General features: G+C 69.5%; 23 protein-coding genes. 17 read left to right on the plus strand and 6 right to left on the minus strand.

All coding sequences use genetic code 11. The annotated features are described in order from the left end of the window. The first annotated feature begins 86 nt into the window (after nt 1-86). Nucleotides 87-809 (plus strand): DUF2249 domain-containing protein, encoded by a 723-nt coding sequence (locus VKT83_13805; GenBank protein ID HLY23533.1) that lies wholly within the window; start codon nt 87-89, stop codon nt 807-809. A gap of 49 nt (nt 810-858) precedes the next feature. Beyond that, nucleotides 859-1,155, plus strand: coding sequence for a metal-sulfur cluster assembly factor (locus VKT83_13810; protein ID HLY23534.1), 297 nt, complete (start codon nt 859-861; stop codon nt 1,153-1,155). Between the two features lie 18 nt (nt 1,156-1,173). Here the strand turns inward: VKT83_13810 and VKT83_13815 are convergent, their stop codons facing one another. From VKT83_13815 to VKT83_13825, 3 genes are read right to left on the minus strand one after another with little or no spacing between them, the layout of a single operon-like run. Next, complete coding sequence (locus tag VKT83_13815) at nt 1,174-1,677, minus strand: CopD family protein (protein HLY23535.1); 504 nt, start codon at nt 1,675-1,677, stop codon at nt 1,174-1,176. Further along, nucleotides 1,677-2,747 carry a hypothetical protein gene (locus tag VKT83_13820; GenBank protein ID HLY23536.1) on the minus strand — a complete coding sequence of 357 codons (1,071 nt, stop codon included), beginning with the start codon at nt 2,745-2,747 and terminating at the stop codon, nt 1,677-1,679. Before VKT83_13820 ends, VKT83_13815 begins: the two co-directional genes overlap by 1 nt. An 8-nt stretch (nt 2,748-2,755) precedes the next feature. Continuing rightward, nucleotides 2,756-3,124, minus strand: coding sequence for a cupin domain-containing protein (locus VKT83_13825; protein ID HLY23537.1), 369 nt, complete (start codon nt 3,122-3,124; stop codon nt 2,756-2,758). A 206-nt stretch (nt 3,125-3,330) separates the two neighbouring features. On the opposite strand from VKT83_13825, the gene VKT83_13830 reads away from it, so the two are divergent. Then, a complete protein-coding gene (locus VKT83_13830; GenBank protein ID HLY23538.1) occupies nt 3,331-3,927 on the plus strand; it encodes an Rrf2 family transcriptional regulator in 597 nt (198 codons plus the stop codon). Next, nucleotides 3,809-4,771, plus strand: coding sequence for a multicopper oxidase domain-containing protein (locus tag VKT83_13835; protein HLY23539.1), 963 nt, complete (start codon nt 3,809-3,811; stop codon nt 4,769-4,771). The genes VKT83_13830 and VKT83_13835 overlap by 119 nt, the downstream gene beginning before the upstream one ends. 191 nt (nt 4,772-4,962) lie before the next feature. Here VKT83_13835 and VKT83_13840 read toward each other — a convergent pair whose 3' ends face one another. Next, entirely contained in the window at nt 4,963-6,336 is a 1,374-nt protein-coding gene (locus VKT83_13840) for a hypothetical protein (GenBank protein ID HLY23540.1), read from the minus strand. Beyond that, nucleotides 6,320-6,718: a DUF488 family protein gene (locus tag VKT83_13845; GenBank protein HLY23541.1), complete on the minus strand. Its 399-nt coding sequence runs from the start codon at nt 6,716-6,718 to the stop codon at nt 6,320-6,322. The genes VKT83_13840 and VKT83_13845 overlap by 17 nt, the downstream gene beginning before the upstream one ends. Before the next feature lie 262 nt (nt 6,719-6,980). On the opposite strand from VKT83_13845, the gene VKT83_13850 reads away from it, so the two are divergent. Both VKT83_13850 and VKT83_13855 read left to right on the plus strand, forming a co-directional pair. Beyond that, the gene (locus VKT83_13850; protein HLY23542.1) at nt 6,981-10,136 is read left to right on the plus strand and encodes a glycosyl hydrolase; all 3,156 of its coding nucleotides are present in this window, start codon (nt 6,981-6,983) and stop codon (nt 10,134-10,136) included. Next, the gene (locus tag VKT83_13855) at nt 10,136-10,525 is read left to right on the plus strand and encodes a DUF2255 family protein (GenBank protein HLY23543.1); all 390 of its coding nucleotides are present in this window, start codon (nt 10,136-10,138) and stop codon (nt 10,523-10,525) included. Before VKT83_13850 ends, VKT83_13855 begins: the two co-directional genes overlap by 1 nt. Before the next feature lie 7 nt (nt 10,526-10,532). On the opposite strand, the gene paaI is transcribed toward VKT83_13855, so the two are convergent. Then, entirely contained in the window at nt 10,533-11,042 is a 510-nt protein-coding gene (gene paaI / locus VKT83_13860; GenBank protein ID HLY23544.1) for a hydroxyphenylacetyl-CoA thioesterase PaaI, read from the minus strand. 459 nt (nt 11,043-11,501) lie between these two features. On the opposite strand from paaI, the gene VKT83_13865 reads away from it, so the two are divergent. The 11 genes from VKT83_13865 (at nt 11,502) to VKT83_13915 (ending at nt 23,960) form a co-directional block, all read left to right on the plus strand. Continuing rightward, the gene (locus VKT83_13865; protein HLY23545.1) at nt 11,502-12,464 is read left to right on the plus strand and encodes an agmatinase; all 963 of its coding nucleotides are present in this window, start codon (nt 11,502-11,504) and stop codon (nt 12,462-12,464) included. 1 nt (nt 12,465) lies between these two features. Then, a complete protein-coding gene (locus VKT83_13870; protein ID HLY23546.1) occupies nt 12,466-13,659 on the plus strand; it encodes a M20/M25/M40 family metallo-hydrolase in 1,194 nt (397 codons plus the stop codon). Nucleotides 13,660-13,696: 37 nt separating this feature from the next. Continuing rightward, nucleotides 13,697-14,740: an ABC transporter substrate-binding protein gene (locus VKT83_13875; protein HLY23547.1), complete on the plus strand. Its 1,044-nt coding sequence runs from the start codon at nt 13,697-13,699 to the stop codon at nt 14,738-14,740. A 6-nt stretch (nt 14,741-14,746) separates the two neighbouring features. Further along, the gene (locus VKT83_13880) at nt 14,747-15,517 is read left to right on the plus strand and encodes an ABC transporter ATP-binding protein (GenBank protein ID HLY23548.1); all 771 of its coding nucleotides are present in this window, start codon (nt 14,747-14,749) and stop codon (nt 15,515-15,517) included. Further along, nucleotides 15,514-16,332 carry an ABC transporter permease gene (locus VKT83_13885; protein HLY23549.1) on the plus strand — a complete coding sequence of 273 codons (819 nt, stop codon included), beginning with the start codon at nt 15,514-15,516 and terminating at the stop codon, nt 16,330-16,332. The genes VKT83_13880 and VKT83_13885 overlap by 4 nt, the downstream gene beginning before the upstream one ends. 4 nt (nt 16,333-16,336) lie before the next feature. Further along, a complete protein-coding gene (locus tag VKT83_13890) occupies nt 16,337-17,812 on the plus strand; it encodes a chlorohydrolase family protein (GenBank protein ID HLY23550.1) in 1,476 nt (491 codons plus the stop codon). Then, complete coding sequence (locus tag VKT83_13895; GenBank protein ID HLY23551.1) at nt 17,813-18,811, plus strand: LLM class flavin-dependent oxidoreductase; 999 nt, start codon at nt 17,813-17,815, stop codon at nt 18,809-18,811. 61 nt (nt 18,812-18,872) lie between these two features. Continuing rightward, a complete protein-coding gene (locus VKT83_13900; GenBank protein ID HLY23552.1) occupies nt 18,873-20,363 on the plus strand; it encodes an amidohydrolase family protein in 1,491 nt (496 codons plus the stop codon). Between the two features lie 3 nt (nt 20,364-20,366). Further along, nucleotides 20,367-21,287: an ABC transporter permease gene (locus VKT83_13905; protein ID HLY23553.1), complete on the plus strand. Its 921-nt coding sequence runs from the start codon at nt 20,367-20,369 to the stop codon at nt 21,285-21,287. Continuing rightward, a complete protein-coding gene (locus VKT83_13910; GenBank protein HLY23554.1) occupies nt 21,287-22,195 on the plus strand; it encodes an ABC transporter permease in 909 nt (302 codons plus the stop codon). The genes VKT83_13905 and VKT83_13910 overlap by 1 nt, the downstream gene beginning before the upstream one ends. A gap of 64 nt (nt 22,196-22,259) precedes the next feature. Next, a complete protein-coding gene (locus tag VKT83_13915; GenBank protein HLY23555.1) occupies nt 22,260-23,960 on the plus strand; it encodes a peptide ABC transporter substrate-binding protein in 1,701 nt (566 codons plus the stop codon). Nucleotides 23,961-24,002: the final 42 nt, after the last annotated feature.

Consider the following 24,002-nt stretch of genomic DNA (forward strand, 5'->3'; position numbering starts at 1 on the left):
TTGTTCCAGCGCAAAGACCCCAACGCCGATCCGCGGTTTAATGGGGATGGCCGCCGCCGAAGACGCGGAGGCGTGGAGGGACGGCGATGACTACGGCAACGGCACGTGAGGCACTGCGGCACCATCACGAGGAGCTGGCCGGCAAAATGACAGGATACGCGGACGCGCTGACCGGCGGCGCGTCCGCGGCCGATCCGGCACCGTTCGTTCGGTTCCTGCGCGAAGAGCTGCTTCCCCACGCGGCCGGAGAGGACCGGTACCTGTATCCGGCGGTCGAGCCGCTGCTCAAGGCGCACGGCATGGCCACCGCGACGATGCGGATGGATCACCGGGCGATCGAGCGCTACGTCGGGGCGATCGAGGAGACGGCGGGACGTCTCCGGAACGCCGAGGGCGCCGCGCGCATCGAGGCCGTGCGGGATCTCACGCGCTTGACGTGGCAGCTCCAAGCGCTGTTCGAGGTCCATTTGCAGAAGGAAGAGCAGGTGTACATGCCGGTCCTGGGGCAGTACGCGCCGGAGGCCGAACAGCAGCGCATCATCGCGCAGATGCACGAGGCGCCCGGGGAGCGGCCGGCCGCAGACGCGCAGCCCGACCTCGACGTCAGGAGGCTGGCGCCCGCCCGGCGTCACGCGGCCATCTTCGCGACGTTTGAGACGCTCGGTTCGGGGCAGGCGTTCGTCCTCGTCAACGATCACGATCCCAAGCCGCTCTACTACCAGTTCCAAGCGGAGCAGCCGGGGAAGTTCACCTGGACGTATCTCGAGCAGGGGCCGGAGGTCTGGCGGGTGCGCATCGGCCGGTCATGAGCTCGCATGCGCGCCCGCGCAGCGCCGGGAGGGCTGAGGTGGCGGTTCGATGGTGACGGCCGAGCAGGTGCGGGACGCGCTCCGCGGGGTCGTCGATCCCGAGCTTGGAGCGAGCATCGTCGATCTCGGCCTGGTCTACGACGTCCAGGTGATCGGGTCCAAGGTGTTTGTCACGATGACACTGACGACGCCGCTGTGCCCGATGAACGAGATGATCCCGGAGGCCGTGCGCCAAGCCGCCGCCGCACTCCCGGACGTCGGCGGCGTCGATGTCGAGCTGGTGTGGACACCTCCCTGGGAGCCTCAGATGATGTCCCGCGAGCTCAAGGAGCGGTTCGGCTGGTGACCCCCGCCGGCGCGCCCTCTATGGTGCGCCGCGGACCAGCATCACGCCGAGCGCCAGGGCTGAGACCGAAAGGATGAGCATCAGCCGTCCGACCCATGCGGCCGCGCGGCGCAGGCGCCGCGTGCGCGGCGAGCCGGGATCCGCGAGCGCTGCCTGAGTGAACCGGGGGCCCACGATGAGATCGTGCCAGGCACTGATCGCAAGGATCAGCGCCACGAGCACGAGCTTGATGCCGAGGATGTGACCGAATCCGCCCTGCCACAGCGATCCGTCCCGCACCTCCGCCCAGCCGTATCCACGAAAGTGGAGGGTCCAGATCCCCGTCGCAACGAGCAGGCCCAGCGTCGTCCAGGCGATCCACCGGAATTGAAGCGCGACGGCGTGGATCAGCGGCACGGCCACACTCTGATACGCGGGCCTGCGGAGGACGGGCAGGACGGCGGCCGCGAGGAACACCATGCCGCCGATCCAGATGCACGCAGCGAGGATGTGCAGCGACACGGCAAGCACGTACCACGCCATTATCGCCTCCGGGCTTCCAGCGCGGTGCGCAGGGTGTTGGCCACGAAGGCCAACACCGCGAGGACGCCGAGTAACCCGCCCCACCGCCGGATGTCGCCGAGGCCGCTCAGATCGCCGCACAAACGCACGATCAGCGAGACGTTGAGGAGCGCGAGGGGCGCGTAGAAATCAGCCCGATACGGGACCGTCCCGCCCAGCACCGCCGGCAGGATGATCGGTGCGTGCGCGAAGATCATGGCGAACACGAAGCCGAGGAAAAGCGCGTGCAGCGTCGCGTCGTAGAGCGGACCGGCGATTGATCCGCCGAACAGGATCCATAGGCTCCCGCTGATCCCCAGCCAGACATAGCCGGAGAGCAGGCTCACCGCGATGAACCGCGGGAGTCCGGCCTGCCGGACCGTGTATCGCGCGATGTCGAAACGCAGGAGCCATAGCGCGAGCCCGAGCATCCCCAGTCCTTGGAGACGCGCGCCGGCGTCTGCCTCGCGTAACGTCAAGAGGAGCCCGGCCAGATAGACCGAGACGACAGTCAGGAAAATGCCGCGGCTCAGCGGTGCCGGCCGGCCGAGACGGCTCAGCTCCAGGCGTTCGCCCACGATCGTGAGCACGAGGAAGCCACCGAACCAGAATACCGCGCCGTAGACGGGCACGCCCGCGAGCCAGCGGGCGTTACCGATCATCCAGGCGAGCGCTCCCACTCCCATCACGCCGGTGAAGAACGCCGGGTGGCGGCCGAAGCCGGACGCGAAGATCGCCACCAGCCCTCCACTCGCCAGAGTCATGAGCACCGGGGCCGCCGGCGCAGGAACGCCGAGCAGCAGGACGAGGCCGCCGAGTCCACTCAGCAGCGGCACGGCGTATGCGGCCGGAGGGCCGAGCGCTACGGCCCGCTCGAGGCCGATGAGGGTCCCGAGGAAACCCGACACCATGAGCGGCCCATGAGCCAGGGGCAGGGCCGGCTCGAGCGGCGGCAGCGGCCACCCGATTCGGATCAGTCCCGCCCACAGACCGGCCAGCAGCGCCAGCACCCCGAGCGCGGCGAGGGGCAGGCGGATCCGGCGGGCGATCACCCGCGAACTTATTGCCAGCGTCCGCGCCGCAGCCCCGCGGCGACCCCGGCGTGGTCCGCATCGGTCGGCGGCGGAGTGACGACGTTGAGGACAACGAGCCGGGTGGCGGCCCTGAGCCCTCGGGCCGTTCCCGCCGGCGCAAACGCGACGGCTCCCGGCCCGATCGCTTCCTCGCGGTCGCCGAGGGCCAGGGTTCCTTCGCCTTCCAGCACGGCGATCGTGAGGTCGACCCCCGGCCGGTGAACGGGGATGAACTGACCGGGTTCAAGGCAGACCAGCAGCACTTTGACGCGGTCGCTCTGAGCGATCGGGACGGGATTGAAGCGCTCGGGCGTGAACGCCACGGCCGTCCGGTACGAGCTCATCAGGGCGCTCATCGACGCTCCTCCCTTACACGCTGCCGTGCCGTGTTCCCCCGCGGTGTCCCCGTCGGCGGCTACGCCGCCTCTCAACGTCGTACGCCGTGAAGCCTATCGCGAAGCGGGGCCGGCCGTCTTTGTTCCAGCGCAAAGCCGCGGCCGAGCGCGCTCTGGTATTCAAATATCAGATCAAAAAGGTCCGTTGAGTCCGTCTTGGAGGGGCAATGAAGCTCAGTCGAGAGAGCAAGTACGGCCTGGCCGGCCTGATCTACCTCGCCCGGCAGCGGCCCGGCACCGTGCTGGCCGTGAAGACGGTGGCCGCCGCGCAGGCCCTGCCCGGAACGTTTCTCGCGAAGACGTTCAGCCGGCTGGCGCATCATGGGGTCCTACGCTCGCATCGCGGGCGGCGGCGGGGCTACGAACTCGCCAGAAATCCCCGGGAGATCAGCGTCCGCGAGATCCTCGAGGACATCGAGGGACCGGATCTGTTCGCGCGCTGCATCTTCTGGAGCGAGGGGTGCTCGGAGCAGCGGCCCTGCCTGTTGCACGAGTCCTGGAATGCGATCCGGCCGCGGATCGCCGAATCGCTGGCGGCACTGACGCTCGCCGACTGCGCAGATGGCCGAACGGCGCCCATCGCGCTCTCACAAGGATGGCGGATCGGCCGTCCTTCGAACGAAGCTCAAACGGGGAGGGAGACTCATGTTGATGTCGATCGCGAAGTGTCTCGTTCACCGGTGCGCACCGCTGGCGGCCCTGGCCGCGCTCGCGGCGCTACTCGTCGCTCCGGGAGCGCCGACGGCCTCGGCGCAGAACGGTGAGAATGGGTTCTACGACGCCGCGCTTCCGGCCGTCGGGAACCAGCACGTCAAGCAGATCACGATCGTGGCCCGCGACACCGTCCAGGCGATCGCCCCGGGCGTCAAGGTGCCGCTCTGGACCTTCAACGGTTCGGTCCCGGCGCCGTTGATTCACGTGCGGCAGGGCGACGAGGTCCGGGTGGCATTCGTGAACAAGACGCCGATGTCGCACTCTGTCGACTTCCACGCCGCGACAACGCCCTGGAACGTGTGGTACCAGCCGGTAGCCGCCGGCAAGACGCTCAACTTCAGCTTCATCGCCAAGGACCCCGGCGTGTTCATGTTCCACTGCGGCACGCCGCCGGCGTTCATGCACATCAGCAGCGGCATGTACGGCGCCGTCATCGTCGACCCGAAGACCCCGCTGCCGCCGGCCAAAGAGTTCGGGCTGATCGAGAGCGAGTTCTACGTCCGGGCGGGCGCGAACAACACCTACCAGCCGGATGCGCAGAAGGTCCTCGACGTCAAACCGGACTACGTGGTGTTTAACGGCATCGCCGACCAGTACCAGGAGCACCCGCTGACCGTACGCGCCGGGGAGCGCATCCGCCTGTACGTGCTGAACGCGGGGCCAACGTTGTTCTCGGCGTTCCACGTGATCGGCTGGATCTTCGACAAGGTCTACGTCGACGGCAACCCGGCCAACGTGTTGCGCGGCGTGCAGACCTACGGCATCCCGCCGGGCGGCGGCGCGATGTTCGAGTTGACGATCGACCAGCCCGGACTCTATCCGTTCGTCACGCACGCGTTCGCGTACACCAGCAAGGGCGCCGTGGGCGTCATCAAGGTCCTGCCCGCCAAGTAGGGAGACACAAGGAAGCCGCCGTGAGCCATCGCTTCCGCGGCTGACAGCTGCGCGCCCGCCGATTCCGGCGCCCGCACTCGGAGCGCCGGAATCGGTGCGGGTGTACACTCTGACGCTCTCCGGAGGCCGGACGCAGGCCACCACACGCGCCGGCGAGGTGCTGCACACGCAGTTCACGGGTGCGGCTCTGATCAGGAAATGCGCCACCGCCATTCGAGCGTCAGCACTCCGGTGAGCGCCGGCGGCACCCACCGATACGCCAGCATGTAGGCGAGAATGAACGCCCCGGCGGCAAACAGCGCAGCGCCTCCCTGCGCGGCCCCGGGCGCGTCGGTCCATATGCCGTAGGCCAGCCCCACGACCCCGAGGTTGCTGAGCCACAGCGCCACGCGGCCCGGCCGGGGATTGTAGGGCGCCGGCTGGCGCGGGATCGCGAGCACGTCGGGGATTGTCGCGCGGTAATACCACATGAGAAACGGCGTAATCTTGTAGAGCTGTCCGATAATCGCCTGAGTCACCCATCCCAAGAGGAAGAGCGTCGCGGCAACCTCGCCAAGCCGGTCGGGCGGATCGGTCTGGAGCAGCCCGGCGCCCCACCCTGCGGCGATCGCGGCCAGCACAATGGAGTAGGCCGCGACCGCGTACCAGTGCGCGACGTTCAAATCCGGAGCCGGACTGCGCCGGCGGGCAATCACATGGACGATCTCGGCGACGAAGAGGAGGAGCGCGCCCGCGGCGATGAACGCCGCAGCGCGCAGAAGCCACGCTGCGGGAGCGGCGACGCCGGCCACTACCGAGGCGATGGCGGCGACCGCCAACATCAGGATCGCGGCACCCCGTCGCGTATTCGCGACGCGCGCGCCGTGGACGAGCGGCACCAGCCGGTAGAACACCCCGACCACCATTAAGCCGAACCAGCCGCCGAGCCCAAGGGTGAGGTGGACGACGAGCCCTCGATGGGCGACGAGAATACCGGGCCAGAAGACCCACCGGAGATTGGCCGAGAGCAGCGTGCCCCACAGCGCGACCAGCACGAAGCATCCTAATGCCGCGGGGATATGCGGACTCAACACGGCGCGCTTCGGCCCCGCCGAGACGACCGTCGCGCCCAGCACCGCGACGAACCACCACGCCGCCAGGTTGACGCCGGCGCCTCCGAGGGCGGCGAGACCATAGCGGCCGGCTGCGAACCCGGCAAGAACGGTCACCGTGCTCGCGGCGAACGTCAGGAACAGCCACGGGATCGTGCGCTCGCCGCGAATCCTCACGCCGAGCAGAACCGGCGCCATCTGCGCCGCGGCGCCCAGGATCGTCATCGTCCCCCACGCGAGCGTGGAGAGATGCGTGGCGACGAAGGCCGGACGCGATTCGTAGGCGCCCTGCGCGAGCGATCCGGCTGTGGCTACGAGTGCCAGGCCAAGCGCAGGAAAGGCAATACCGACCGACGTCCACGTGAACCAGGTGCCGAAGGTGAAGGCGAGCGGTCCGCCGGCAGGCCCGCTCTCCGCGGGCGGGGTCGGGCCGTGGGGGGCCGGCCGGGACGTGCCGTTAGCGCGTTTTGCCACGGACGGGTCGAGCACGCCGGGTGCGGCCGCGCTCCCTCTCGAGCATCTCCTTGATGACCACGGCCTGATTGTGGAGCGGATCGCGCGCGCCGAACACGAGCGTCAGCTTTCCTTGACGGGCGTATCCGGCGAGTTCCTCGAGGAGCGCGCCTTTCGCGGCTAATTCTCGCCGGTACCGTGCGCGGAATGTTTGCCACCGGACGGGATCGTGGCCGAACCACTTGCGCAGCCCGGTGCTCGGCCCGAGCTCCTTGAGCCAGGCGACAGCCTTCAGGCGTTCCTTTGAAACGCCGCGGGGCCACACGCGGTCGACCAGCACCCGCGGGGCGTCGCCGCGGCCGGGCGGATCGTAGGCCCGCTTCAACGTAACGGTGAGCCTCATGGCCCACCTCCCGGTACAGATTATCGACAATCGCTTAGGATCGGTCGATCCGATTCCTGCGTTCCTGGGGGTCACGAGGCCCGAAATGGCCGACTTTACCCGGGCAAATGTCCAACAGGAATGCGGGGGGCAAAATGGGAAACCTGCATCGAGGTCAAACGGGCCGCACGCCTGGGTGGCCGTCGCCACAGACCCCCTACATCGTTTCCGAGCTCGGCAGGCGACAGGAGGAACCTTCCATGCAGAATTTTCGGGTTCGGCCGTGAAACTCGACGCCCTCAAATGGCGCTGCATCGGGCCGCCGCGCGGCGGCCGCGTCGTCGCCGTCGCGGGTGACCCTGAGGACCGCGAGGTGTTCTATTTCGGCGCCTGCGCCGGCGGCGTCTGGAAGACAACCGACGGCGGCATGTACTGGCGCTGCGTCAGCGACGGCTATCTCAGCTCGGCCGCGATCGGAGCGCTTGCCGTCGCGCCCTCAGACCCGAACGTTCTCTACGCCGGCACGGGTGAAACCGAGATCCGGCTCGACGTGTCGTACGGCGATGGTGTGTACAAGTCCACCGACGCCGGCCGCACCTGGCGCCACCTCGGCCTCCGCGAGACCCGGTTCATCGGGCGCATCCACATCCATCCGCAAGACCCCGATCTCGTCTACGTCGCCGCGCTCGGCGACGTGTTCGGCCCGAACGAGGAACGCGGCGTGTTCCGGTCGCGGGACGGCGGCAGGACGTGGAGCAAGGTGCTCTATCGGGACGCCAATTCGGGCGCCGTCGACCTCTCGATGGACCCGCGCAATCCCCGCATCCTCTTTGCGGGATTCTGGCAGACGCGCCGGAGCTTCTGGAACCTGTCGAGCGGCGGGCCGGGAAGCGGCCTGTTCCGCTCGACGGACGGCGGCGACACCTGGACAGAAATCTCGCGGTATCCCGGGCTGCCGGCCGGTCCCCTCGGCAAGATCGGCGTCGCGGTGTCGCCCGCCCGCGCCGGCCGCGTCTGGGCGCTGGTGGAGACCGAACCCGAGACGACGGGACTGTACCGCTCGGACGATTACGGCGAGACTTGGACGCTCGTCTCGTCCAACCGCGACCTCATGCACCGGCCCTGGTACTACACGCACGTCTTCGCCGACCCCGGCCACGGCGAGACGGTCTACGTCGCCAATTTTCAGCTCTGGAAGTCCACGGACGGCGGGACAGACTTTACCGAGATCCAAACGCCGCACGGCGACAACCACGATCTGTGGATCGATCCTGCCGATCCGAAACGGATGATCGAGGGCAACGACGGCGGCGCCTGCGTGAGTACGAACGGCGGCGAGACGTGGTCGACGATCTACAATCAGTTGACGGCGCAGTTCTACCGCATCGACATCGACAACCAGTATCCCTATCGCGTGTACGGCACGCAGCAGGACAACAGCTCGATCTCGGTGCCGAGCGCCACCGCTTGGGGCGCGATCGCTCTCGGTGACTGTTCCTATCCCGGCACCGGCGAGAGCGGCTTCATCGCCGTCCATCCGGACGATCCCAACATCGTCTACGTCGGCGCGATCGGCTCCAGCGTCGGCGGCGCCGGGGCGCTGCAGCGGTACGATCACCGCACCCGGCAGATTCAGTTGGTCAACGTCTGGCCCGAAGAGTCGACCGGCGTCGCGCCCAAGGACATGCGCTACCGTTTCGCCTGGACGTTCCCGATCGTCTTCTCGCCGCACGACAGCGGCACGCTCTACGCCGGCGGCAGCCACGTGTTCCGCAGCCGCGACGAGGGCATGAGCTGGGAGGAAATTTCCCCCGACCTGAGCCTCAACGACAAGAGCCGCCAGGGGCACTCCGGCGGCGACATCACGCACGAGAGCGCCGGCGCGGAGGTGCACGCGACCTGTGCGTCGGTCGCCCCCTCGCCGCACCGGCGGGAGGAGATCTGGGCCTCGACCGACGACGGGCTCGTACACGTGACGCGCGACGGCGGCAAGACCTGGCAGAACGTCACGCCGCCCGGCATGCCGGAGCTCGCCTACGTCGGCTGCGTCGAGATCTCGCGGCACGACCCCGACACGATCTACCTCGCGGCGACGCGCTACAAGCTCGCGGACTACCGGCCGTACCTGTTCCGGAGCACCGACGGCGGGCGGCATTTCGAATCGATCAACGGCGATTTTCCGGAGGGCGAGATCACCCGCGTTGTGCGGGCCGATCCGGTTCGCAAGGGCCTGCTGTTCGCCGGCACCGAGACCGGCGTCTACGTGTCCGTGAACGACGGGGGCAACTGGAACCGCATGGGCGGCGGCCTCCCGGTCGTCCCGGTCTACGACCTCAAGATCAAGGACGGGGATATCGTGGCCGCCACCCACGGCCGGTCCTTCTGGATCCTGGACGACATTACGCCGCTCAGAAGCGTCGCCGAGGGCAACAAGGGACCTCGGTTGTTCGAGCCGCGCCCGACGGTCCGCACGAAGCTGCACTTCGGGGCCCTCCGAAATCTTCGGCCGAGCGGCGTCGCGTTCGGGATAGCCATGGGCCTAGGCGGCGGGATCCGCACCTTCCGCAGGCCGGACGGGACAACGGGCCGCGAACATCTCGACGTCGGCGAGAACCCGCCGAACGGTGCGATCATCTACTACTGGCTCGACGACGGCGCGTCCGGGCCGGTGGCCCTCACGGTCCGTGACGCCTCGGGGGCCGCGATCGCCACGTTCCGCAGCGACGATACGGCGCTGGCCGCCGCGAAGCGGCCGCCGGTTCGTCCGGGGCTCAATCGGTTCGTCTGGGATCTCAAGTATCCCGGACCGGAGCGGCTCGACGCGAGTCTCGCGCCGCCCCGCAACAAGCAGCTGGCGGAGCCGGCCGAGCCCACGCCCGGTCCCACGGTGGTGCCGGGACGTTATCGGGTGGAGTTGCTGGTTGGCGCGGAGACCTCGGCCGCGGAGTTCTCGGTCGTGAAGGATCCCCGCCTGTCGACGACGTCCGAGGCGTACCGCGCGCAGTTCGAACTGTTGCGGGAATTGACGGGCTCGCTCGGCAAGGTCAACGCCACGGTCAACCGCATCCGCCGGCTGAAGCGCCGGCTCGGGGTGCTGGCCGAGGGAGCAGGCAACGAGACGCGCGAGCTGGCCGAGCGGGCGGCGGCCGTGGCCCGGCAACTGTCGGCCGTCGAAGCCGTACTGGTGGACGTCCATCGCGAGTCGGATCGCGACGTGCTGCGCAACCCCGCCGGCCTCAACGATACGCTCGTGGACCTGATCAACACTGTCTCCGTTGCCGATACCGCGCCGACGAAGCAGGCGGCGGCCGTCTCGAAAGAGCTCATGGCGCGCGTCGATGCCGAAATCGGCAAACTCGAGCGGCTCATCGCGACGGAGATCGCCGCGGTCAATCGCTTGGCCATGGAGCGCGCGGTCGAGACGTCGGGCGGCGGCTGATGGCGGCGTGGACGAACGACGAACTCGACAAGATCGGAACGGCGGAGGAGCTGGAGATCGCGACGCTCCGACGCGACGGCACGCGGCGAAATCCGGTGACGATTTGGGTTGTTCGCCACGGCGACGACCTCTACGTTCGCTCTGTTAAGGGGCGAGCCGGCGCCTGGTTCCGCGGCACTCAAGCGCGCCGCGAAGGCCATATCGAGGCCGGCGGTATCGATAAGGACGTCACCTTCGTGGACGCCGGCTCCGACATCGACGACCAGCTTGATGCCGCGTATCGCACCAAGTACCGGCGTTACGCCGCAAGTATCGTCAACCACATCGTGAGCCCGCAGGCACGAGAGGCGACAATCAAACTGATGCCGCGCGCAACGAGATCCCCCTGAAGATGGGTCACCGGCGCCGCCCGGACGCGCGGCGATGCGGTGCAGGAGCGGCGCGACGGAGCCCGGGGCCGTCCGGCGTCAGGCCGGGTGCGACCACGCCGGATAGTTGCGTCGAGTGGCCTCGGAACAAGGCAATGAGTTTCCCAGCCCGAGTGGTCACCGTGACGTCGTAGACTCCCGTCCGGCCGCCGCGGTGCCGCTCGACCGCGTCCGCCACGAGCACGTCGCCCTCATGGGCGCTGGCGGCGAACGTGATCGCGCAGTGATTGGCTACCGTGACCGCATTGTACGAGTTGCAGGCGTACGCGAACGCGGAATCGGCGAGTGTGAACAGCATGCCGCCGTGGCAGATGTGGTGTCCGTTGCACATCTCCGGCCGCACGGACATGCGCACCCGGCCGCGGCCGGGTCCGACAGCGAGCACCCGCATCCCGAGCGCCCGGCTTGCCTGATCCTGGGCCCACATCGCATCGCGGGCGGCCTCGGCAATCCGCTGCGGGGTTGGACGGCGCGTCATGGCTCACTCTCCAATGCTGCAGAGTCTCGTCATATTTCAAACCATTCTCGCCGCCGGGATCATTATCTTGGGAGGATTGGTCGAAGGGTACCGGGGGACCGATTCCGTGCTGCCGCCGTTACGATCGAGGGGAATACCTTACCCCCGGGCGTCCGATGACGCCGGCCGGTTGACGCGGTCCAAGCGCCCGCGGAACTGCCGGCTCTACGACCGGCGGCCGGGCAGGAGACGGGACAGCAGACTCGCCAGCCGTGGGCCCTGCGGCATGGTACGACCGCCGCGGCGAGTTGCCGACCGTAATTCGTTCTCCAATTGCTCGGCCGTCAGTCCCGAGCTATTAGACCGGCCGGACGTGCCCGTCGGTGACCGGCGCCGGCCGCGCCGGCCGCGCCTCCTTTTAGAGGTCCAGGGGTCTTAGAGGTCCAGGGGTCGGCCGCGCCGCGGGAGAAGAATGGAGGCGTGTCCGTCCGTCTCACCCCGGTTCCGGCCGGCCGTCCGACGTTTCTCGACGTGGAACGGTGCACGGATCTCCGCGCGCTCGCATCCGACGTCGCCGTGATCGGCGTGCCGTTCGGCGCGCCCTACGACCTGCAGACGGCGGCGTCGCAGAGCCGCGCGCCGGCGGCGCTGCGCGAGCAGTCCATGCGGTACGTCCCCTGGTACGCGACGAACTACGACTTCGACTTCAGCGGCGAGCTGTTCGCCGGACGGGCCGTCCGGATCGTCGACTGCGGCGACGTGGCGATGGTGCCCGGCCGCTGGGACGAGACATCGCGCGCGACGACGGAAGCGGTCAAGGAGATCCTCGACAGGGGCGCCGTGCCGTTCGTTCTCGGGGGCGACGACTCGATCCCGATCCCGGTGCTGCGGGCCTACGCGGAGCAGGCGCCGATGTGCATCGTACAGATCGACGCGCACATCGACTGGCGCGACGAGCGGGAGGGCATCCGCGACGGACTGAGCAGCCCGATGCGCCGGGCGTCCGAGATGCCCTGGGTCCGCGGCATGGCGCAGATCGGGCTTCGCGGGTTCGGCAGCGCCCGACGCGGAGAGTTCGACGACGCGCGGGCCTACGGCTCCGTGCTGATCGGCGCGTCCGAGGTGCACCGCGGCGGCGTCGAGGCCGCGCTTGGCCGGATTCCGGACGCCGAGCGATACTTCATCACGTTCGACGTGGACGGCCTCGATCCGTCCGTCGCGCCGGCGGTCGCCAGCCCGGCCTTCGGCGGCCTCACCTACGACGAGGCGACCGGCATCCTCCGCGGTGTCGCGGGACGCGGCCGTGTGGCGGGCTTCGACGTGGTGGAGATCATGCCGGATCTCGACGGCGGGGACCTCACGTGCCGGGTCGCCGTCCGGCTCATGTTGAATCTCCTCGGCGCCCTCGCGCATGCCGGCCGGCTCGGCGGCCGGCCGCTGTGAAATGAACGCCGGCCCCGCCCGCACCGCCCCGGTGGATGAGCGCTACCTCGTCGACACGTTGTCCCGCCTCGCGCGCGTTCCGACCGACGTCCTGCTCGGCTTCAACACGCTCATGGAGCCGGACGATCCGAAGCTGGTTCATTACGTGCAGGATGTGGTGCGGCCGGAGCTGGTCGCGATCGGCGTCTACGATCTCCTCGACGTGCCGCGCAACAATCTCGTCGCGCGGCTCGGCGCCGGCCGCTCGGGCCGCGCGCTGCTGATCCAGAACTACACGCCGGCGCAGCACCACAACCTCATGGACGAGCCGTTTTCCGGCAAGGTCGCGAACGCCGCGGCCTACGGCTGCCCCGAGCCCGCGGTGTTCGGGCAGGGCGTCAGCCAGAACAAGGCCCACCAGGCCGTCATGCTCGCCGTCCTCAAGATGCTGGTCGAATCCGGCGCGCGGCTCGAGGGCACCTTGTACTGGGCGGTCAACAACGAGGGCCGCAGCAGCCACGAGTGTTCGGACGCGATCATCAAGGCCCTCGACCCCACGCCGTCGTTCGGCATCATTCAGATCGGGACCGGCCTCAAGATCTCGCTCGGGAACCGCGGCCGCGTGGACGTCAACGTGCATGTGAAGGGGCGCGCCGCCCACTCCAGCACCCCCTCGGAGGGGCTCAGCGCGATCGACGCCGCCAACGAGGTAATCAACCGGCTCCGCCGGCTCAAGTGGGCGGACCGGCACCCCCTCCTCGGCGGCCGGCACGCGATCGTCTACAAGATGCGCTTCGAGCCGGTCGCCCCGCACACGCTGCCGGCGGAGGCGTTTCTCGCGGTCGACCGGCGTCTGCTGCCGGGCGACGACCCGGAGATCGCGACCGACGAGGTGCGCCGCGCCATCGGCGACATGGCGCCGTACGAGGTCGCCGTCGAGACCGGCGTTCTGATGTGGCCCGCGCTGGTCGATCCGCACCTCGACTGGGTGGCCGCGCTCGGCGCCGCGCATCGCAGCGTGACCGGCGCCGACGCCGAGACCGTGTACGGACAAGGCACCTTCGACGCGGGCGGTCCGTGCCGGCTGGGCGTTCCCACGGTGATGTACGGCGCCACCGGCGGGGTCTGGCCGACCGGCGCTGACTTCGTTCCGATTTCGCAGGCCGTCGCCGAGGCCGAGGTGCTGGCCGGTTTGATCCGTTCCCATCTGGGCTGAGCAGCACCGCAGAGCAGGACCTCAAAGGGGGAGAGGCATGGACGAAACGTCTTCACTCACCACAGCTCCGACTCGACGTCTGACCCGCCGGACGCTGATCCGGGCCGGCGCGTTTGCCGCTGCGTCCGGCGCGGCCGGGGTCCGGCGGCTCGGCGGCCCGCGCGAGGCGCGGGCGGCGGGCCTCACGAAAGCGACGCTGCGCTTGAATTTCAACCCGAACGCCGAGCACGCGCCGTACTACCTCGGCAAGAAGAAAGGCTTCTACTCGCAGCAGGGCATCGACCTCACCATCCTGCCGGGCACCGGCTCGTCGGCCGCCGTGCAGCTCGTCGGTGCGGGGGACAGCATGTTCGGCGTCGCGGTCGCCGACGCCGTCACCGTCGGGCGCGCGCAGAAGATCCCCGTCGTCTCGCTCGGCGTGCTGCTGCAGAACAGCCCGACGGTGCTCGCCTCGCTCAAGAGCAGGAACATCACGAAGCCCACGGACCTGTACGGCAAGAAAGTGGGCGACAACCCGGCCAGCACCGTGCACGCGTTCTGGAACGCGTTCCTCAAGATCAACAACCTCGACGCGGGCCGCATCACCGTCGTCAACGTGACCGCGTCCGTGGGGCCGCTGGTCGCAGGCAGCATCGACGCGGCCGGCCTCTTGCTGACCAACGAGGTCGTCGTGATCGAGAGCCGCGGCCTCCCGATGAACATCATCAACTACGCCGACTATCACGTGAAGAGCTACGGGCAGACGATTTTCACCAGCGAAGGGCTCCTGAACCGCGACCGCGACCTGGCGAAGCGCATGGCGCTGGCGACGTTCAAGTCGTGGACCTACACGCTCGACCACGTCGACGAGGCGGTCGCCGCGCTGGCTGAGGCGATTCCCGAGACCGACAAGAAGCTCGAGACAGCGAAGTGGCCCGCCATCAAGAGGCTGGTCTGGAGCGCCGACGCGAGGGCGCACGGCTTCGGCTACCAGTCGCTCGAGGGGTGGGCGCAGACCTACAACACGTTCCGGGCCGGCGGCATGATCCAGAACGACTTCGACCCGAAGGCGCTGTTCACGGACGTCGCGCTCCAGAAGTAAGGGGTGATGGCGAGCGCGATCGAGGTTGAGCGTGTCGGCCTGACCTACGGCTCGGAAGGCAGCGCGCGCCGCGTCGAGGCCTTGCGCGACGTGGGCTTCACGGTCGGCGAAGGGCAGTTCGTCTCGATCATCGGCCCTTCCGGGTGCGGCAAGTCGACGCTGCTCAAGATCGTCGCCGACCTGCTGCCGCCGTCGACCGGACGCGTGTCGGTCTTCGGGGAAGACGCGCATCGGGCGCGGGAGCGGCAGAGTTTCGGCTTCGTGTTTCAGACGCCGCTCTTGTTCCCGTGGCGGACGTCGCTCGACAACGTGGCGTTGATGCTCGAAATTCAGGGCCTCGGCCGCGCGGAGCGCCGCGGGCGCGCCCGGCAGTTTCTCGAGCTCGTGGGGCTCGCCGGCTTCGAGGCCTACCGTCCGAACGAACTGTCGGGAGGGATGCAGCAGCGAGTCGCGATCGCGCGGGCGCTGTCGTTCGAGCCGCGCATCCTCCTGATGGACGAGCCGTTCGGGGCCCTCGACGCGATCACGCGCGACCGGATGGGTGTCGAACTGCTCCGCATCTGGGAGCGGACGCGCAAGACCGTGCTCCTCGTGACGCACAGCATTCCGGAAGCGGTGCTGCTTTCCGACCTCGTGATCACCTTCACGCCGCGGCCGGGCCGGGTCCGGGCCGTGCATCCGATCGATCTGCCGCGTCCCCGGACTCAGGAGATGCGGCTGTCGCCGGGTTTCATCGACTACTCCCGGATCCTCCTGAAAGAGCTCGAAGGCGAATGACGGCGTCGGCGCGCGAGGTTCGCGAGAGGAGCGCGCTGCGGGAGGGCGCGGCCGCGGTCGCGGGCAACGTCCCCGCGGCGATCTTCTTCCTGCTGCTGCTGGTCGCGTGGCAGGTCGTCGTCGACGCGCGCCACGTCAGCGATTTCATCCTGCCGAGTCCGCTCGTCATTCTGCGGACGACGGTGCGGTATTTCCCGCTGATGATGCGGCACACGTGGACCACGACCTACGAGATCGCCCTCGGCTTCGTGATCGGCAACGCGATCGCGGTGGTGATGGCGCTCCTCATTGTGAACTCGCGCCTCATCGAGAAGGTCTTCTATCCGCTGCTGATCGCCTCGCAGACCATTCCGAAAGTCGCGATCGCGCCGCTGTTCATCATCTGGTTCGGGTCCGGCATCGCGCCGAAGGTGATCATCACCGCGGTGATCTGCTTCTTCCCGACCGTGGTGAATACGGTCCAGGGCCTCAAGGCGACGGACGAGAACGCGATCGACCTGCTGCGGTTGGTGGCGGCGTCCCGCGTCCAGGTGTTCACGAAGCTGCAGTTTCCGAACGCGCTGCCGTACTTCTTCGCCGGGCTCAAGATCTCGATCGCGCTCGCCGTCATCGGCGCGATCATCGGCGAGTGGGTCGGCGCGAACTCGGGGCTCGGCTACGTGATTCTGTACTCCACGCAGACCCTGCGGACCGATTTCCTGTTTTCCGCGCTGTTCCTGATCTCGGTGTTGGGCGTCCTGCTGTACCTGGCCGTCGTCCTGCTGGAGCGCGTGTTCTCGTGGCGCGCCTCGGACCGGCCCGTCGGAGGCCTGTGAGCCGATGCTGACCGGGGTCAAAGGCGAGGCCGTCCTGGCCTTCGACGGACGGGGCCACCGGCTGCTGCGGAACGGCATCGTCGTCTTCGAGGGCAACACCATCACGTACGTCGGCGCCGGGTACCCCGGGCGGCTCGACGCGGTCGTGGATACGGGCCGCTGCCTCGTCCTGCCGGGGTTCGTCAATATTCACACGCACGGCGGGGCCGAGCCGGGCGGTCGGCTGATCCTGGACTGCGGGCGGGCGGACGCCTTCAACACCGGCTACATGAACGTGCAGACGACGCGGCCGGGACGGCGCCACATCGGGCAGCGCGAAGATCCGGCGCTCGGCGCCCGCCAGTACCTCGCCGAATGCGTCCGGCACGGCTCGACCACGGTCGTCAACGTCGGACAGGGCGGACGCGAGTTGATCGCCGCCGCGCGCGAGATCGGCGTGCGCCTGTACGCGGGTCCGCGCTACGCCGGGGCGGTCTATGTCGAAGAGACACCCGGCCGGATCGAGTACCGGTGGGACGAGGCGCGGGGCGAGGCCGGCCTGCGGGAGGCTTGCGAGTTCGCCGCCGAGGCGGCACGCGACGGCGGCGGCCTCGTCACCGGGATGCTCTGCCCGCACGCCGCCGACACCTGCGGCGAGGCGCTGCTCGCCGCGACGATGCGCGCGGCCGACGACCTCGGCGTCCGGGTGCAGATCCACGCCGCGCAGGGCCTGTTCGAGTTCACCGAGATGGTGCGGCGCACGCAGCTCACGCCGATCCGGTGGCTCCACGCCCGCGGGGTGCTCGGGCCGCGGACGATCCTCGGCCACGCCATCTTCCTCGACCACCACCCGCTGGCGCCGGCGCCCGGCCGGATCGACCTGGATCTGCTCGCGGCATCCGGCGCGCACGTGGCGCACTGCCCGCTCGCGCTGGCCCGGCGCGGCTGGGCGCTGCACTCGTTCGACCGCTACCGGCGCGCCGGCGTCAACGTCGCGATCGGCACCGACACCTGCCCGCGCGACATCGTCGACGAGATGCGGTGGGCCTCGTACGTGTGCAAGCTCGTAGAGGGCGACTTCACGGCGGGGCAGCCTGCGGACGTGATCAACGCCGCGACCTTGGGCGCCGCCGCGGCCCTCGGGCGTGACGACCTGGGGCGGCTTGCGCCGGGCGCGCGCGCCGACATCGCGGCCTACCGCCTGGACCAGGTGCGCGTCGGGCCGGTGCTCGATCCGGTGCGCAGCCTCATCCACTATGCCGCGGGCGGCCCCGCGGCACACGTCTGGGTGGACGGCCGGCGCGTCGTGGAGTCGGGCGCCGTCGCCGGCGTCGACGAGGCGCGGCTTTCCGGGGACGTGCAGCGCATGGGCGAGCGTCTCTGGGCGGACGTGCCGGAGTGGGAGGGCAGCGGCCGGACGGCGGAGCAGATGTGTCCGCCGGCGTTTCCTCTTCTCGATCAAATCGAACCAGTCGATCACGTCGAACCAGGGAGCCGATGAATGCCGCGACAGCACGTTGAGTTTGGACTCAGTCTCCCCAACCGGGCCGTGCTCTTCGGCCTCGACCCGCGGGTGCTCTTTGAGACCGCCGATCAGGCCGAAGCCTCCGGCGTCTTCGACTCGGTGTGGGTCGGCGACAACTTCACCTCGAAGCCCCGCCTCGAGTCGATCGTCACCCTCGCGGCGATCGCGGGGCGCACGACCCGGATCAAGCTCGGGACGATCTGCCTTGCGAGCTTTCCGCTGCGCCATCCGCTGGTGCTGGCACTGCAGTGGGCGAGCCTCGACCTCGCCTCCGGCGGCCGCACGATCCTGGCCGTCTGCGCCGGCGGCAGCGACAGGATGGGGCCGCAGTTCGCGGCCGAGCTCGCCGCGATGGGCGTCGCCTCCAAGGAGCGCATCGGCCGGCTCGAGGAGGGGATCGCGCTCCTGCGCGCGTTTTGGTCCGGCCCGGTTACGCACCACGGGAAGTACTACCATTTCGACCACGTCGATCTGCTCCCGCGGCCGGAGCGCCGGATCCCGATCGTCCTCGCGGTCAACCCCAACAGCCCCGATCCCGCTGTGACCGAGCGCGCGATGCGCCGCGTCGCGCGCCTCGCGGACGGATGGCAGACCGACGGCACGCCGCCGGCGGTATTCCGGGCGCGCTGGCGCCAGATGCAAGAGTACGCGGCCGAGTACGGCCGGGCGGACGAGGTGACCCACAACAGCCTCCACCTGATGGTCAACATCAACGACGACGTGGCGAAAGCGAAGCGGGAGGCGGTCGAGTTCCTCGATCACTACTACGGCGCCGGCAGGATCAGCCCGGAGAAGCTCGACTCCTGGCTGGCCTTCGGCTCTCCGGCGGCCGTCGTGGACAAGGTCATGGCGTTCGTCGACGCCGGCTGCAACACCGTGGTGATGCGGTTTACCTCGCCGGACCAGCGCGGACAGCTCGAGCGCTGCGTCGCCGACGTGATGCCCAAACTCAAGGGCGCGGTCGCCGTCTCGTGACCCCGGCGCGCACCCGGGGTCGCGGAGCCCCCCGGCCGCGGCCCCGGCGACCGCGGCCCCGGTGACCGCGGACCTCCTCGTCGCCGCCGGCTCCGTGCTCGCGCGCGGAGCCGGCGAACTGCGTGCGTCGTTCAAGGCGCTGGATATGCTCGTCGACGGCGGGCGCATCATCGCCCTCGAGCCGCACGGGCGCATCCCGGCCGGCACCGCGGCGTCTGGAGGCGGGAGGCCGGGCGCCGCGAGGGAAGTGCTCGACGTCTCCGGCCGTCTCGTGCTGCCGGGCCTCGTGAACGCGCACTCGCACTCGTACGGCCAGGTCTGCCGCCACTGCCTCAACGACGACACGCTCGAGCCGTGGCTGCCGCGGGCGATGGCGTACGCGGGCGGAATGACCCCGGCCGACAGCGCGCTCGCGGCCCGCCTGCACGCCGCCGATGCACTGAGAAACGGCGTCACGCTGCTGCTCGACCACGCCCGGCTCGCCCCGGATCACGTCGAGGCCGCGGTCGACGCCTACGAGCGGTCCGGCCTGCGCGTGGCCCTCGCGCCGCAGATCGGCGACCGGACGATCGCGGACTCGCTGCCCGCGCTCGATCCGGCGCTGCACGCGGTCATCGCGGCGGCCGACCGGTGGGCGCCGCGCACCGCCGCCGGCCTGCTCGGCATGATGCGGTCGCTCGTTCACCGGACCGCCGGCCGGAACTCCGTCCGGACGCTGGCGGGGCCGTCGACCGCCGAGCGCTGCACGCCCGAGCTCCTCAACGGCCTCTCGGCGCTGGCCCGGGAGCACGGGCTCGCCGTCCACACCCACCTGCTCGAGTCGCGGGTGCAGCGGCGCGGCGGAGATCCGCTCGCCGTCCTCGAGTCGGCCGGGCTCCTTGGCCCCCGCACCACGCTCGCGCACTGCGTTCATCTCGGCGCCGCCGACCGCGCGCGCATCGCGGCGTCGGGGGCGGCCGTCGTGCACAATCCCCTGAGCAACCTCGCGACCGGCGCCGGGTACTTCGACCTGCGGGCGGCGCTCGACGCGTCGGTGCGGGTGGCCTTCGGCACGGACGCGTTCAACTGCGGCGGATCGCAGGACTGGCTCGCGGCGGTGCGCGTCGGGGTGACGCTGCGGCGGCCCGAGGAGCCTTCGGCGCGCTGGGTGCGGCCCGCCGATGCCTGGTGCAGCGCGGTGGAGAGCGCCGCCTCGGCCCTCGGCTTCGGCGACGTCGCCGGGCGTCTGGAGCCCCGGCTCGGCGCGGACTTTCTCGTCGTCAACCCGGCCGCCGCGGGCTGCTACGCTGGACCGGACTGGCTCGATCAGCTGGCCTACGCGGGCGCGGGCTTCGGCGGCGGACTGGAGCGCGTCTACGTCGGAGGGCGGCTCCTCGCCCGGAACGGACGGCCGCTGCACCTCGACGAGGCGGCGCTGGCGCGCGAAGCCGCGGCCGCGTACGAGCGCATCGAACGCACCACCCGCGATGCCCAGGCCGTGGCCGCGGCGCTGCGGCCCCCGCTCACGGTGTTGAGCGAGCTGGCGGCCGGCCGGGCGCGCCGGGCCGAGTAGGGCATGGGCCGGTACCTCGCCGCCCGCACCGCGGCCATTCTCGGCACGCTGCTCATCATTTCGCTGTTCGTGTTTATCGTGATGCACGCGATTCCCGGCGGCCCGTTCGACGAGGACAAGATGCCGCTCCCGCCGGCGAGCAAGGCCAACATTCTTCGCAGCTACGGCCTCGACCGCCCGCTCTCGGAGCAGTACGTGCGCTTCGTCTGGAACGTCGCGCATCTCAACTTTGGCGTCTCGTATCAGAGCCCCGGCGAGTCCGTCGTCCATCTGCTGGGCCGGGTCTGGCCGGTGACCATGCACCTGGGCGGGATGGCCCTGGCCATCGCGCTCGCCGGCGGCCTCTCGCTCGGGGTGACGGCCGCCCTGCGGCAGAACACCCCGGTCGACTATCTGACGACCGGTGTCGCGGTCTTCGGCCTCGTCGTCCCGCATTTCGTGCTGGGCAGCCTGCTGATTCTGATCTTCAGCACGATGCTGGGGTGGCTGCCGGCCGGCGGATGGGACGCCCCGCGCCAGTGGATCCTCCCGACCCTGACCTACTGCCTCGCCCCGCTCGGGCTCGTCGCACGCTACACCCGCGTCAGCGTCCTCGAAGTGCTCGGAGCCGACCACGTCCGCACCGCCCGCGCGAAGGGCCTGGCCACCCGTCGCGTCGTCTTCCGGCACGTGCTCAGAAACGCGCTGGTGCCGCTGCTCACCGTCATCGGGCCGCTCTTTCCCGACCTGCTGACCGGTTCGATCTTCGTCGAGGGCATCTACCGCGTGCCGGGCCTCGGCCGCTACTTCGTCACCAGCGTTTACGACCGCGACTATCCCATGATCATGGGACTCGCGCTGCTCGCCGCGCTGCTGGTCAGCGTGATGTACCTAGTCAGCGACCTGTTCTATCTCCTCGCCGATCCGCGGATCCGGTACACTTGATGAGCGCCACTGTTCCCGGCGTCGGCGGGCCCTTGCCGGTGGACCTCGGCCGCCCGCCCGCGCGGGGGGCGGGCCGTCGTGGCTGGATGCGCCGCCTGCGGCGCAACCCGATGGCGGTGGCCGGGGCGGCGGTCGTCGCCTTCCTGATCTTTCTCGCGCTCGCCGCGCCCTGGATCACGCCGGTGCCCTACGATCGCGCCAGCTTCGGCGAGGCGTACCAGTTCCCGTCCGCGGCCCACTGGCTCGGAACGGATGCGATCGGCCGCGACTTTTACACCCGGATCGTCTACGGCGCTCGCGTGTCGTTGATCGTGGGGTTCACGGCGCAGGCGATCGCGCTCGCGGTCGGCCTGCCGCTCGGCCTCGCCGCCGGCGTGCTCGGCGGCCGGACGGACTTTCTCATCATGCGGGCCGTCGACACGCTGACCGCGTTTCCGCAGCTGCTGTTTGCGCTCCTGATCATGGTCGTGCTCGGTCCGGGCCTCGGCAACATCCTGCTCGCGATCAGTGTCCATGCGTGGATCCCGATCTGCCGGCTCACGCGGGCGCAGTGCCTTCGGGAGCGCGAGCGCGAGTACGTGGAGGCGGCACGGGCGCTGGGGGCCGGCGAGGTGTCGGTCGTCACGCGCCACGTCCTGCCGAACATCCTCGCGCCGATCGTCGTCGCGGTCACGCTCGGCATTCCGCAGGCGATTTTTACCGAGGCCGCGCTCAGCTTCCTCGGGCTCGGCGTGCGGGCGCCGACGCCGAGCTGGGGGCAGATGGTGGGCGAAGGTGTGACCAACATCCGCTATTACTGGCACCTCGCGCTCTTTCCGTCGGTCATGATCGCCGTCACGATGGCCGGCTTCACCCTGCTGGGGGACGGTGTCCGCGATGTGTTGGACCCCCGCGCGTTGAAGCACTAGGACCGCGGGATGCGCCGCCGGTGCACCCGCCGGCAGAACGACACAGAGGGGGAGGCGAGCAGTGATGCATCGCATGCGTATGCCCCGGAGCCGGGTGTGGGTCGCCGGTCTCCTTGTTGCCCTCGTCGTGTTCGGCCCCGGGTACGGGCCGGCGGTCGGCGCCGCCACCGTGAACTCGGTGGGCGTGGCGCTGCCGTCCGACGCCGCCCCGCCGTCCAAGCAGGTGCTCACGCTGATCGGCCGCGAGGGCACGTACCTCGACTGGAGCAAGACCGTGCAGAAGGGCCAGTGGATGCCCGGCCTCATGAGCGATCCCCTGGTGATGCAGGACTACAACTCGGACATCAAGCCGCTCGCCGCCGCCCGGTGGGCCGTCTCCCAGGACGGCCGCACCTGGACGTTCTCGCTGCGGCCGGGACTGCGCTGGTCGGACGGCACGCCGCTCTCGGCGTCCGATTTCGTCTACACGATCCGCCGCATGGCGAACCCGGAGACCGGCTTCGACGTCGCCTGGTACTTCTCGGCGATCAAGAATTTCAAGGAGGCCAACGAAGGGAAGGCCAAGCTCGAGGACATCGGCGCGGTCGCCGTCAATCCGACCACGCTCGCGATCAGCACGGCCGAGCCGACGCCGTATCTCCTCATGCTGCTCAGCGATCTCTACGTCGTGCCCGCGCACGTCGTCGCCAAGACCGGCGATCCGTGGTCGCAGTCCGCCGACACGGCGGTCTCGTCCGGGCCGTTCAAGCTGGCCTCGTGGGAGCGCGACAAGCAGCTCGTCTTCGTGGCGAATCCCGCGTACGCCGGCATCCGCAAGCCGTACCTCGAGCGGATCGTCTACAAGGTCGGGCAAGACCAGTCGTTCTTCCCCGCGTACCTGTCGAACGAAGTCGACGCGATCCCGTGGATCTACGAGGGGCCGCTCGGCCCGTCCGATCTCGCGCGGATTCAAAGCGACCCGCGCCTGCGGCGGGAGGCGCACATCTGGCCGTACTTCCAGACGTGGTGGATCGCCTTCGGCGGCGACCAGACCGCGTTCAAGGACCCCCGGGTGCGGAAGGCGTTTGCGATGGCCGTCGACCGTGACGCGATCATCAAGTCGGTCCTGCGCGGCATGGCGGTGCCGGCGTACGGCATGCTGCCGCCGGGCTTCCACTGCGCGCAGCCGGCGCGCCTCAAGGGTGCGCAGCCCTACAATCCGGCCGAGGCGAAGAAGCTGCTGGCGGAGGCCGGCTACCCCGACGGCCACGGCTTCCCGAAGTACGATCTGGACCTCCGCGCCGCGTCCCCCACGATCCAGGCCGCGGGCGAGGCAATCCAGGCGATGCTCAAGCAGAATCTCGGCGTCGACGTCGGCGTCCAGAATCTCGAGCGCAAGCTCTTCATGGACCGGCTCAACAAGTACGATCTCCCGCTCGTGGTGGTCCCGTGGGAGTACGACTACGCCGACGCCAGCAACTTCATGAACATCTACAAGAGCGGCGGCCGGCATCCGTGGTCGAACGCCGACTACGACAAGGCGGTCGTCGCCGCCAACTCCACGATGGGCGACGCGCAGCGCTGCGCGATGTACCGGCGGGCCGAAGACATCCTGGTGCGGGATCCCGGCGCGGTGTTCCTGTGGCATCCCACCGTCACCCAGTTGTGGAAGCCGTGGGTGAAGGGGCTGATCAACAAGACCAACAAGTACGGCTTCGTGTCCTGGTCGCGTCCGTCGAAGGCCGATATGCCGCCCTACATCTACATCGGGAACGAGAAGCCCTGACGAGTAAGCCGCGGGCCGGCAGCGGGGCTGCCGGCCCCGATC

The sequence above is a fragment of the bacterium genome (assembly GCA_035308905.1).
GTDB lineage: Bacteria > Sysuimicrobiota > Sysuimicrobiia > Sysuimicrobiales > Segetimicrobiaceae > DASSJF01.